The organism is Arthrobacter cavernae, assembly GCF_017368795.1.
Lineage (GTDB): Bacteria > Actinomycetota > Actinomycetes > Actinomycetales > Micrococcaceae > Arthrobacter > Arthrobacter cavernae.
On record NZ_JAFNLL010000004.1, the window covers coordinates 92418 to 104585 of the forward strand.

The window sequence follows — 12168 nt, forward strand, 5'->3', positions numbered from 1 at the left end:
ATGCCCTCCGACACGCCGCAGCAGATCAGTGCCACGGCGCTGGGACCGTGGCCCGGCACCGACCCCGTTGAAGCCGCACGTATCATCCGGGGGGAACTGGGTAGCCCGCACCTGCCGTTCATCGCCGAACTGCCGGACCGCGGGGTAGGCTCCGATGCCCTGGGCCGCACCGCCTCGCTCCTTGTGGAAATGGCCATCGACGTCCAGCCGCACGGCTGGCGGCTGGTTGACCGTCCGGGCAAGGATCTGCGGAGGGCCACCTCCGCGCTCGCCACGGACATCAACATCCTTGCCGACGTCGCCGGCGCCGAGGACGTTTCCGCGCCTTTTCTGAAGATCCAGCTCCTCGGGCCCCTGAGCCTCGCAGCCGGGCTGCACCTGCACAACGGCGAACGGGCCCTTCTTGACTACGGCGCCCGGCGGGACATTGCCGAATCCCTCGCCGCCGGCGTCGGCGAGCACCTCGCGCGGCTGTGCGCGGCCGTTCCCGGGGCAGGGATCGTGGTCCAGCTCGATGAGCCGGACATCGCTTCGGTCCTCGCCGGGACGATCCCGACGGCGAGCGGTTACCGCACTCTGCGTTCGATCCCGGGAGAGGAGGTCACCAATGCCTGGCGTTTGGTCATCGATGCCTTGAAGGCTGCCGGAGCGGTGGAGACGGTGGTGTCCGTGCAGGAGATCGAGGCTCCCATCCAGCGGATCCTGGGCGCGGGGGCGGACGGTGTGGCCGTTCCGCTCAAGGCACTCACCACCCGTCAGTGGGAACAGCTGGCGGTGGCCGTTGAAGCCGGAAAGCGGATCTGGGCAGGCGCTCTACCCACGGACAACCCGGGCTCCCCGCTGCCCCGGACCGCCGACGTCGTGGAAACCGTCTGGCGTCCATGGCGCCAGCTCGGCCTGCCCGCATCCGCACTCGGCACGCTGCGTGTGACCCCGTCCACCGGACTTGAAATGTTCACCCCGTCGGCGGCCAAGGACGTGCTGACGCGGCTCACCCAGGTGGCCGACGGGCTCGACCAGCTCGCACAGGGCTGACGGCCGTCCTCGTCCGGGGACTGGACACGGACAAAGGGCTCAGAGGCGCCGTTCCCAGCGTTCCGGCTCCGCATACCGGGGCAGCGAAGCCAGGGAAGCGGCGCCGGCCGGAAAATACGGGCCGACAGGGACATACGGCGCCAAACGGTAGGTGAAGCGCCCCGCATAGACCAGCACCAGGCCGATTTGCGGCTGGATGACCTTGACCTGGATCCGGTGTTCGCCGGCATCCGCATCCCACCACTGTTCCGCATAGGCTCGGGCATCCAGGGCGGCTGGGAGCGGCAGACGCAGCGGCCCAAGAAAGAGACGGCTTGCCCGCGAGACACCCCGCAGCCTGCCTTCCGGCGTGACACCGAGCTCCAGGTCCGTGGCCAGCCGGCGGAAGCGCCCCACATAGTCCACCAAGCGGGTCGAGGGAGCACCGCTTGCTGTGTCGGTTGATGCAGCAGCGCTGGATGTAACGGCGCTCGTTGTGTCGTGGAAGAGCCGAGTGCCCGAGGCAAAGAAAATCTCCCGGCGGGCCGTCAGGCTGGAGCGGCCGAACGGATCCAGGTGGGCGTGGTTCTCGATCCGGAACGGAACGTTCTCGCCGTACTCCGGAAAGAAGGCCTGCTCGCCGGACGTCAGCGCCAGCAGCGGCCGCAGCCAGCGCTGCCGGCAGCCCACCACGTCGAACACGCCTTCGCCGATGCCGAACACCCCGGAACCGGGGACCAAGGAAAAGTAGTCCTGCAGCTCGGGCTGGAGACGCCGGAAATCGCTGCCCATGGCCAGCTCGTAGATGGGGGTGCTCATATCGGATCCCTTCAATGCAGTATTCAGACCAATGCGGTGCTACAGACCGGTGCTACAGGCGGCCGGCGGCCTTGAGCCGGATGTAGGTGTCGGCGAGCCGCGGCGGGAGTTCGAGGGGTTCGGCGTCCACCACCTCGGCGCCGAGCTGGCGCAGTTGCGCGCTGACGGCTTCGCGGTCCAGCAGCGCGCGTTCGGCGGCGGCCGCGCGAAAGACCTGGCTCGCCGTCGTGCGTTCTTCCTTCATCTCGGCCAGCATCGGGTCCCGGACCGATGCGACCACCACCACATGCAGCCTGGACAACTGCGCCACCATCGGGATGAGGCCCTCCTCCGGGGCGCCGCCGTCGATCGTGGTCAACAGCACCACCAAGGAACGGTGCGCCGAGACGGCCCGAACCTGCCCCGGAATCTGCTGCCAGTCCAGCTCGATCAGATCGGCCTCGAGCGGCGCCATGGCCTGGACCAGCTCGCTAAGCAGCTTTCCCTTGGACGCCGATTCCACCCTGGCCCGGACGCGGCGGTCGAAGGCCAAGAAATCCACACGGTCCCCGCCCCGCTCGGCCAGCACCGCCAGCAAAAGCGCGGCCTCGATTCCTGTATCCAGGCGCGGCTCGTTGTCGATCCTGGCCGCGGCGGTCCGGGAGGTGTCCAGCACGATCACCACCCGCCGGTCGCGTTCCGGCCGCCAGGTGCGGACCACGACGGCGGTGCGCCGCGCCGTGGCGCGCCAGTCGATGGAACGCACGTCATCGCCGCGCACATAGTCCCGGAGGGAATCGAACTCGGTGCCGGCACCGCGGATCTGGACCGCTGCCTTGCCATCCAGTTCACGCAGCTTCCGCAGCTTGGAGGGAAGATGGCGCTTGGAATGGAACGGCGGCAGGACCCTCAGCGTGCCGGGAAGCGGCACGGTCCGCTGCCGGGCCGCGAACCGGAGGGGGCCGAAGGACCGGACTGTCACGTGCGGGGCGGCGAGGTCGCCGCGGCGCCGGGGCGTCAGGGACACCGCCATGCGCCGCCGTTCTCCCGCCGGGACGTCGAGCAATTGCACGTTGTTCGCGGCCCCTGCCGACGGCTGCCAGGCGTCCCGGATGAGGGCATGCAGCGGGCGGCGGCCGGTGTTGCTGATGGTCAGCACCGATTCGGCGGTCCCCGTGAGGGCGACGTTTCCGGGCTGCCTGCGCTCCAGCCCGAGCTGCCGCGGGGACGCCGCCAGGAGCAGATCGGCAACGAGTATCACCAGCAGTCCGCCGCAGAGCAGCAGCAGCGCCGGCCACCCCGGGAACAGGAGCAACGGCACAAGACCTGCGAAGGCCAGCAGCACAAAGCGGCCCGTGATCGCCATTCAGGGCCCCGCGCTTTCATTCGGGATCGGCGGCCGGGCCATCAGCGTGGAACCGGAACCGAGGCCAGGATGCTGCCCAGGACGTCATCCACGTGCACCCCGTCCATCTGGGCTTCCGGACGCAGCCCCACACGGTGCCGCAGGCACGGCAGCGAGAGTGCCTTGACGTCATCCGGGGTGACGAAGCCCCTGCCGGACAGCCACGCCCAGGCCCGTGAGGTGTTGAGCAGGGCGGTGGCGCCACGGGGCGAAACACCCAGCTGGAACGACGGCGCCGAACGGGTTGCCCGGACCACGTCCACAACGTAGGCGAGGATTTCCGGGGCCACCACAACCTGCGAGACGGCGTGGCGGGCCTGTGAGAGCTCCTCGGATCCGGCGACTGCCCGCACGCCCGCCGCGGCGAGATTGCGCGGATCGAAACCGCTGGCATGCCGGCGGATGACCTCGATCTCCTCGGCCCGGGCCGGCAACGGCATGGTCAGTTTCAGCAGGAAACGGTCAAGCTGCGCCTCCGGCAGCGGGTACGTCCCCTCGTATTCCACGGGGTTCTGGGTTGCCGCCACAATGAACGGGGCAGGCAGCGGACGGGACACGCCATCCACGGATACCTGGTGTTCCTCCATGGCTTCCAGCAGCGAGGCCTGCGTCTTGGGCGGTGTCCGGTTGATTTCGTCGGCCAGCAGGATGTTGGTGAAGACAGGCCCTTCCCGGAAGCTGAATTCCGCGGTGTGCGAATCGTAGACCAGCGAACCTGTGACGTCGCCCGGCATGAGGTCGGGGGTGAACTGCACCCGTTTGGTGTCCAGGCTCAATGCCGTGGACAAGGCCCGGACCAGCAGCGTCTTGGCCACTCCGGGCACGCCTTCGAGCAGCACGTGCCCGCCGCACAGCAGGGCGATCAGCATGCCGGTCACCGTGGACTCCTGCCCGACGACGGCCTTGCCGACTTCGTGCCGGACGTTCAGCAGTGCCTGGCGTGCTGGGTCCGCCGGGGCCGCTTGGGCGACTTGCGTCGACTGGGCGGGAGCCTGTGCCGCGTAGGGGCCCGCCCCGCCTGAATATCCCTGGCTGGTGTCCGCATAGCCGTTCGGCTGGTTGCTCATCGGGCTGTTGCCTCCTCTTCGAGTCTTTCGATCTGTTGTGCCCATTGCACGAGTTGTCCTTCGCTTTGCGGCCGGTGGTCCACCAGCACCGTCCTGATCTCCTGCGGCGGCCTGCCCAGACGCCGGGACACCGCGTCCACCACGGCGTCCGCATCGGCCTCCGCCCCCAGATTGAAGTGCCGGGCGATCCGGGTCATGGCTCCGGCACGGAGATTGTCCGCTGCCCGCTCCACAGCCCTTGAGTCCTGGTAGAGCCGGGCCCTGCCCTCGGCCGTCTCGGCTGCCTTCACCACCACCGGCAGCGGCTCGAACACCAAGGGTCCCAGCCGGCGGCCGCGCCACAGCATGGAGAGCAACGCGACCACAGACAGCCAGGGGCCCAGGAAGGCCAGCCACGGCGGCGCTAGTTCATCGAGGGTGGGGGCATCGTTGCCGGCGGGGATATCGCCGAGGCCCGGCGTGTACCAGACCAGGTCCTGCCCCGTGCCCAGGCTCCGGAGGGCCAGGGCGGCGTTGCCCTCCTCGTCGAGCAGTCCGTTGCCCAGAAGGGCCGTGCTGCCGACGACCAGCAGCTGTCCGTCCCTGCTGCCGGCAACCATGCCCGGCCCCTCGGGGCGCGTCCGGTAGCAGAGCTCGGGTCCCTGGTACGTGAACCCACCGGCGGAAACCGGGCCCGCCGCCTGGGCGTCAGCACGTCCGCAGCCAGGTTCCAGCGTGCCTGTACCTTCGGGGACAACGCCGCCCGGCCGTATGTCCTGCGTCAGCGCGCCCAGGGTCCGCAGCCGGGGAGCCACAAGGACAACGCGCCCTGCGGCGCCGGCGAGCCCGACGAGCTGCTCCTCTTCGAGGAAGCCATGGGCGTCATACAACAGGAGAGTCGCATGATCGCTGCCCGCCAGCGCCGCATGCGTCGCTTCGAGGGAGTCCGTGGCGGTGACCGTGACTCCATGGCGGCGCAGGATTTCCGCGAGGGCCATTCCGCCTTCAGGGGCCGGGTTCCGCGTCGACAAAACGGCGGTCTCGGCAGGTGCCTGCAGTTTGCTGACTGTGACGTAGACGAGCATTCCGGCAAAGAGCGCGCCAATGACAATCCACACCACATGCCTGCGGGCCCACGCTGTGAAAAGGGCGGAGGCGGAGGCCACCGGGGCCGCCGTCGACGTTCCGCCAGAATGCTGCTCGAATGCTGCCGGGGCCACCGGTGTTTCCATGCTCACAGGGGCACCGCAAATCCGACGCTGTGGTCCCCGTCGAATGCAGGCTTCATCGCCTCCAGATCCGCGTCCAGGTTCCGAACAGCCTCGTAGTCGGCGGCCGAAGCCCCCGCCTTGCCGTAGCGCACCGCATCGAACACCGTGGCCGCGGAGTCGAGCCGTTGCCGGGCAGGGCCGAAGGCCTGTCCCAGCTGGGCCGCGGCCTCGTCCGCTGTCCGGCCTGCCCGCGCTTCGATAACGGTGCGGTCTTCGGCCGAACGCACCAGCGCACGGAACTGCTCGACGACGGCGGTCTGCCAGTCGCTGCGCCCGGCGGCTGCCGAGGCACGGCTACGGTAAACATCGGCGTCGAGGGCGGGCTCGCCGTCGAAAACGTCCTTGGCCGTCCGCCGCCGGGCATTCAGGCGGGGGCGGACCAGGATGACGGCCACGATGACCAGGACCACAGCGAGGGCGCCGAAGAGCGCTACGGCAATGTCGCCGTTCGGGCCTGTATTGCCGCTGTCAAGGGATGCCAGCCAGTCCAGGAAATCGCGCCACAGCTGGTCGAGCCAGCTCGGCTGGGCGGCGGGATACTGAGGCTTGGCCAACTCCTCAATTGCCCATCGCCGTGCTTCGTCACGGTCCGGGGTGACGGGTGGTTCGGTGGCAGCCAGCAAAGAGCAGATCATGCCGTGGGGTGCCCTTGCCCGGGCGGCGTGCCGGGCCACGACCCATTGCCGTTAGGCCAGGATGCGCCTCGGCTGGACGTGGACGGGCGCCTGCCCGGTATGCCGTCAGCCTCGGCCCCGCTTTCCAGCAGACGCAGCAGCTCCACGTCCAGGCCGTCGCGGCGCATCCGCAGATCGAAGTAGATCAGGGCGTTTGCCGAGGACTGGTAGGCGAAGCCCACGGCACCGATCAGTGCCGTCACTACCAGCGAAACAATCGTCAGGATGATCGACGTGGAGGTGAACGCCTCTTCACCTCCGTGCGGTGAGACGACGGAAGCGATGCCGCCTGCAGCGAGGCTGAGCGGGATCTGGACGATGTTGGAGATCAGCCCGATCATCAGGACGATGACCACCACGATGCCGAAGATCCGCCACCAGTTGTTCTTGGTCAGCCGCCAGGAACGCAGGAGGCTTTCGTAGACGCCGGCTTCTTCGACCACAACCACGGCCGGTGCCACCAGGAGCCTCATGGCCATCCAGAGGAAGGCCACCAGGACGCCAAGGCCCAGGAGAAAGACCAGAACCAGGCCGGCGGGGCCGAGGGCTACCAGCAGCAGCGCCGACAAGCCAACGAACGCGGCGCCAGCGAGCAGGCTGCCGAACGTTAGCAGAGCGGCCACACCAAGCAACGGCCAGATCCGGGAGCCGGTGAGTGTCCACATCTGTTTGAATCCTGTGCGCCGGTTGAGGACGGACCGAGAGACCGGGACCACCATCACACCCTGCAGCACCGATCCAAGGAAAGCCGACAACACCGCCGCCCCCAGACCTGCCATGACGATTCCGAGCAGGGGTCCAAGGAGTTCATCCATGGATTCCGGATCCATGTACGGGATCCTGCCCGCAAGTCCGAGTGTCATCATGCTGATGACCCCCACCAGTCCGGTGCTGATGACTTGGAAGATCAGCGCCGAGCCAAACATCGGCGCGGCATTGCGCCGGATGGTCTGGAACGAGCCGTCCAGGATCTCCCCGAAAAGGAGCGGGCGAAGGGGGACGATCCCAGGTTTCGGGGGTGCAATGTACGCCGGGTGGGGGTAGTGGCCGCCGCCTGACGGCCAGCGTGGGTCCGGAGCCCCGCCCCAGGGCTGCTGGGGCCATCCAGGCTGCTGCCCGCCCCATTGCGGCTGTTGGCCCCGCTGCGGCGGCTGTCCACCCCACTGCGGCTGGGCGCCCCACACAGGCTGCTGCCAAGGCTCCGGCGGCTTGCCAGGCTCTGGATATGACACGTTTTCCTCCCCACGAGGTCCGGTCCGCCGGCAATCGACGCCCCCAAGAAAATCGACCCTCGCCCCCAGCCTATAGTTCCGCCGTCGTGCCTCATAGCCCCGGCACTGTCCGCGGGCGGCCCCGGCCTCGACACGGCCGGGACCCCGGCCGTACCGGAGCGCGGCCTGCCCGGCGGGCGACGGGGCGACGCCATGCCGGGCACCTCCGGCAACGGGACAAAGCCCTGTTGATAAGGGAATATGTAACTATGAAGGCACGGATTCTGGTAGTAGACGACGACGAAGCGCTGGCTGAGATGATCGGCATCGTCCTGCGCAATGATGGTTTTGAGCCGGTGTTCTGCGCGGACGGCGGCCAGGCGCTGGAGATCTTCCGTTCGTCCAAGCCGGACCTCGTGCTGCTCGATCTCATGCTGCCCGGTTCTGACGGGATCGAGGTGTGCAGGCAGATCCGCGGGGAATCGGATGTCCCCATCGTCATGCTCACGGCAAAGTCGGACACCTCCGACGTCGTCAGGGGCCTGGAATCCGGTGCCGACGACTATGTCCCCAAGCCTTTCAAGCCCGCCGAACTCGTCGCACGGGTCCGCGCGCGGCTGCGTCCCGGGGATCAGAAGGCCCCGGAAACACTGCGCATCGCGGACGTGACCATCGACGTCGCCGGCCACCTGGTGACCCGCGGCGGCGAGCGTATTTCGCTGACCCCGCTGGAGTTCGACCTGCTGGTGGCCCTGGCCCGGAAGCCCTGGCAGGTCTTCACCCGTGAGTTGTTGCTCGAACAGGTCTGGGGGTACCGCCACGCGGCCGATACTCGCCTGGTCAACGTCCATGTCCAGCGTCTGCGCTCCAAGATTGAACGCGATCCGGAAGCGCCCGAAGTCGTCCTGACGGTGCGCGGTGTCGGCTATAAAGCAGGTTCCTGAGCCCACTGCCGGCAAGCCCGGCGGTCCGGACCGGTCCGACGCCGGACTCGCCACGTCCGGACACGCGGCGCCCCAGGCCGGGGAGCCGGGCCACGTCGCGCCGGAACACACTGACGCGCATGCGCTGAACCTGCCCTGGCTGATGTCCAGGGCCCGGATCTGGATCCGCCGCGGACTCATCTTGGCGCTGCGTGTTTCCCGGCTCGTGGTGACCGGCGTCCGCCAGATCCGTCCGGGGCTCCGCTTCCTGCGCCATTCCTTGCTGCGGCGCTGGCGCCGTTCACTGGAGTTCCGGACCGTCCTCATGACACTGGTGCTCGCCATCACCTCGTTCGCCGTGGTCGGGGCATACCTGTCCAACCAGATCGCGAACAACCTGTTCCAGGAGCGACTGGCGCAGGCCGAGTCCGAATCCAGCTACAACGTCAAGCAGGTGCAGGACACCTTCAACGGCGCCCAGGTCACCGATCAGTCCAGTGTCATCACCCTGGTCTACGACACGCTGAACGCCGTGGAGGGCCGCGGCGACGTCATCCAACGCCGCTATGTCTTCGAAGCGATGCCGGAGCAGACCAAGCCCCGCAACCGCTGGGTGGAGTCGCGCGCCTCCGACCAGCTGACGGTCAGGGTCATCCCGCCGGAGCTGCGCAAGGCCGTGCAGGAATCGGGAACGGACCAATACTGGGCCTCCACCGAATTCCCTGTGGGCAATGAGGACCGGCCCGGCATCGCCGTCGGGAACAAGGTCGACTTCAACGGAACCGTCTACGAGCTGTACCTTATCTACGACCTCAACACTGCCCAACAGACGCTCGACGAGATCCAGAACGTGCTGTGGACCGGCGGCGTGGCACTGGTCCTGATGATCGGTGCCATCGCCTGGTATGTGACCAGGAACGTGGTCAGTCCCGTGAGCCATGCCGCTGTCGTGTCCGAAAAGCTCGCCGCCGGGCAGCTCCAGGAACGCATGGTGGTCAAGGGCGAGGACGAGGTGGCCAGGCTGGGAGCCTCCTTCAACCACATGGCCGCCAGCCTGCAGGAGCAGATCACGCAGCTCGCCACGCTCTCGCAAATGCAGCAGCGCTTTGTCTCCGATGTCTCCCACGAGCTGCGGACGCCGCTCACCACGGTGCGGATGGCCGCGGAAGTCCTCTACGACGCCCGCGGCGACTTCGACCCCATGAACAAGCGCTCGGCGGAACTTCTCTACAACCAGGTGGAGCGTTTCCAGTCCCTGCTCTCGGACCTTCTGGAAATTTCCCGTTTCGACGCCGGCGCAGCGGTGCTTGATGCCGAACCGCAGGACATCTTCCAGGTGGTCGGCCACGTGATCGAAGGAGCGTCGCCTGTTGCCGCCGAATACGGCTCGGAGGTCAGGCTGAACACCCGGCAGAAGAGCATCATCGTCGAAATGGATTCGCGCCGGATCGACCGCATCCTGCGGAACCTGCTGCTCAACGCCCTGGAACACGGTGACGGAAAACCGGTCAACGTCTCCGTCGCGGCCAACCACGATGCCGTTGCCATCTCCGTCCGGGACCACGGCATCGGCATGAGCCAGGCCGAGGCCGCCCGGGTCTTCGACCGTTTCTGGCGGGCCGATCCTGCCCGTGCCCGGACCACGGGCGGCAGCGGACTGGGGCTGTCCATCGCGGCGGAGGACACCAAACTCCATGGCGGCTGGCTGCAGGCCTGGGGCCGCAAGGGCTCCGGATCCAATTTCCGCCTGACGCTGCCGCTCAAACAGGGAGGGACCATCCTGAAATCGCCGCTGCAGCTGGAACCTGCCGACATTGAGCTGCCCGGAGCCGCCCCGGAACGGCAGATGCTGGTCCTGGGGGCCGAGCCGGCAGCCCCGAGCACCGCCGAGCCGAGCAGCACCGCGCCGAACAGCGGAGGTCCCTCTTGAACACGGCACGTTTCTCCCGCATCCGGACCGTGGTGGCGGTTCTCGCCATCCTTCTGCTCGCCCTGACGTCGTGCGCCCAGATTCCACGGTCCGGCCCGGTGGGGAAGAGCAAGGACGGCGGCGGCGGCAATCCCAACAATGCACCGGTCTTCTTCCCCGCACCACCCCGCAGCGGTGCCAGCCAGGAGAGCGTCATCGAGGACTTTTACAGCGCAGGAAGCGGCTACGAGGACGATTACGCCGTGGCCCGCCAGTACCTTACACAGGCACAGTCCGTGACCTGGAAGCCGGACAACCGGGCGCTGGTCTTCCGTTCCGCGCAGGTCGTCAAGACCGGCGTCGAGAACGAGTACAGCTTCGAACTCGATCTTGCCTATGCCGTGGATGCCGACGGCGTCGCCACGCAGTTTCCGGCCGGCACCAAGGAAATCATTCCGGTGACGGTGAACGAGGTCGAGGGGGAGTGGCGGATCGCCAAGGTCCCGGACGGGACGGCCATCCCGGAGGAGACCTTCAAGGTCATCTACGGTGCCCATCCCATCTATTTCTACGACCCAAGCTTCAGCTATGCCGTGCCGGATGTCCGCTGGTTCATCAAGAAGAAGACCGTCAAATCAATGACCAGTGCGCTGCTGGCGGGGCCGGCCCCATACTTGCGCGGCGCCGTCGTCAGTGCGTTCCCTTCGGGCATGAAGCTGGCCCGCGAATCAGTGCCCGTGGTCTCAGGTTCGGCCCAGGTGGACCTCTCGGCCAAGGAGCTCCTCGAGGCCTCGGCGGAGGACCGTCAGCGCATGCAGAACCAGCTGGCGCTGACCTTCCGCGGTCAGCCGAATGTCATCAACGTGCAGCTGCGTGCCGACCAGGATCTTGTCAGGGTGGAGGACAACGGCTCTGTGCTGCCCCCTGTCCTGGACAAGAGCGTGCCCTCGCGCCAGATCGCCGTGAGTAACAATGAACTTGTACGGTACGAGAACAACCGGCTGTCGCCCGTTCCGGACATGCAGCCCGTTGCGGGTCTTGGCCCGCGGACGCCGGCCGAATCGCCGGTGTCGCAGGCAGTCGCCTTCCTCAACGGCGACCGCACCAGCCTGTATTCGATCCTGCCCGGCCAGCCGGCCCGCCAGCTCACTACCCGAAGCATCCTCACCCGCCCTTCCTTCAGCATCCAGGACTGGGTGTGGACGGCGGGGCCGGGCGCAAACGGCGTCGCCGAGGTCGTGGCGTTCCGTCCATCCGGCATAGCCCAGGGGATGGCCGTGCCAACGGTGAACATTGCACCGCCATGGCTCACCGGGCGGACGGTGAAGGATTTCCGGGTGTCCCGGGACGGTGCCCGGGCGCTGGTCATCTCGGAGCTCAACGGCAAGACGTCCGTGCAGATCACGGGAATCGTCAGGAATGCCGACGGCGCCCCCAAGGACCTCACCGCGCCCGTGACCCTGCTGAGCAGCACCTCGCCGGACCAGGGCGTCTGGGTGAACGGAATCACAGTGGCCGTAGTGCGCGCGTCCGCCACGGGCATGGTGGTGCCGGAGCTTTTGTCCCTGACGTCCGGGGAGCCGCAGGAGCTGGCACCCTGGGAAGGACTGACCACGCTCAGCGCTGGCAACGGGGCAGAGGAAATCTTCGGACAGTCCGCCGAGGGCGTTTTCCAACGGGTCGGCAACGGCTGGGAGCTGCAGCTCAAGGGGCCGGCGGAACCCGCGTTCCCCGGCTAGTCTGTCCGGCTGTTTATCCACACGGCTGTTTTCCACGGCTGTTTTGCACATAGTCGCGATCCGCGGTTTTGCGTGCCGTGGCGGCCACGGATGCTGGAAGCATGAACTACGACGACGGCGGGTCCGGCAGGCGCCCCGGCGTACGGTCCGCGCCCGGGGACAGGATTCAAAACCGGGC

General features: G+C 67.6%; 10 protein-coding genes. 4 read left to right on the plus strand and 6 right to left on the minus strand.

Annotation, left to right across the window (positions count from 1 at the left end; translation table 11 throughout):
* Entirely contained in the window at positions 1-1035 is a 1035-nt protein-coding gene (locus tag J1902_RS02280; RefSeq protein ID WP_207614646.1) for a uroporphyrinogen decarboxylase/cobalamine-independent methonine synthase family protein, read from the plus strand.
* Positions 1036-1074: 39 nt separating this feature from the next.
* Here the strand turns inward: J1902_RS02280 and J1902_RS02285 are convergent, their stop codons facing one another.
* The 6 genes from J1902_RS02285 to J1902_RS02310 are packed head-to-tail and all read right to left on the minus strand — an operon-like array spanning position 1075 to position 7440.
* Positions 1075-1833 carry a DUF4166 domain-containing protein gene (locus tag J1902_RS02285; RefSeq protein WP_207614647.1) on the minus strand — a complete coding sequence of 253 codons (759 nt, stop codon included), beginning with the start codon at positions 1831-1833 and terminating at the stop codon, positions 1075-1077.
* 52 nt (positions 1834-1885) lie between these two features.
* The gene (locus tag J1902_RS02290; RefSeq protein WP_207614648.1) at positions 1886-3178 is read right to left on the minus strand and encodes a DUF58 domain-containing protein; all 1293 of its coding nucleotides are present in this window, start codon (positions 3176-3178) and stop codon (positions 1886-1888) included.
* 41 nt (positions 3179-3219) lie between these two features.
* Positions 3220-4284: an AAA family ATPase gene (locus J1902_RS02295; RefSeq protein ID WP_207614649.1), complete on the minus strand. Its 1065-nt coding sequence runs from the start codon at positions 4282-4284 to the stop codon at positions 3220-3222.
* Entirely contained in the window at positions 4281-5495 is a 1215-nt protein-coding gene (locus tag J1902_RS02300) for a DUF4350 domain-containing protein (RefSeq protein ID WP_207614875.1), read from the minus strand. The genes J1902_RS02295 and J1902_RS02300 overlap by 4 nt, the downstream gene beginning before the upstream one ends.
* Before the next feature lie 2 nt (positions 5496-5497).
* Entirely contained in the window at positions 5498-6169 is a 672-nt protein-coding gene (locus tag J1902_RS02305) for a DUF4129 domain-containing protein (protein ID WP_207614650.1), read from the minus strand.
* Positions 6166-7440, minus strand: a complete 1275-nt coding sequence (locus J1902_RS02310) for a DUF7847 domain-containing protein (RefSeq protein ID WP_307794347.1) — start codon at positions 7438-7440, stop codon at positions 6166-6168. Before J1902_RS02310 ends, J1902_RS02305 begins: the two co-directional genes overlap by 4 nt.
* A gap of 248 nt (positions 7441-7688) precedes the next feature.
* Here J1902_RS02310 and mtrA point away from each other — a divergent pair, with 248 nt between their 5' ends.
* From mtrA to J1902_RS02325, 3 genes are all read left to right on the plus strand, one after another.
* Positions 7689-8363: an MtrAB system response regulator MtrA gene (gene mtrA, locus J1902_RS02315; protein WP_090818324.1), complete on the plus strand. Its 675-nt coding sequence runs from the start codon at positions 7689-7691 to the stop codon at positions 8361-8363.
* A 142-nt stretch (positions 8364-8505) separates the two neighbouring features.
* Positions 8506-10272, plus strand: a complete 1767-nt coding sequence (mtrB, locus tag J1902_RS02320; RefSeq protein WP_242701531.1) for an MtrAB system histidine kinase MtrB — start codon at positions 8506-8508, stop codon at positions 10270-10272.
* Between the two features lie 29 nt (positions 10273-10301).
* Positions 10302-11990 (plus strand): LpqB family beta-propeller domain-containing protein, encoded by a 1689-nt coding sequence (locus tag J1902_RS02325; RefSeq protein ID WP_372434334.1) that lies wholly within the window; start codon positions 10302-10304, stop codon positions 11988-11990.
* Positions 11991-12168: the final 178 nt, after the last annotated feature.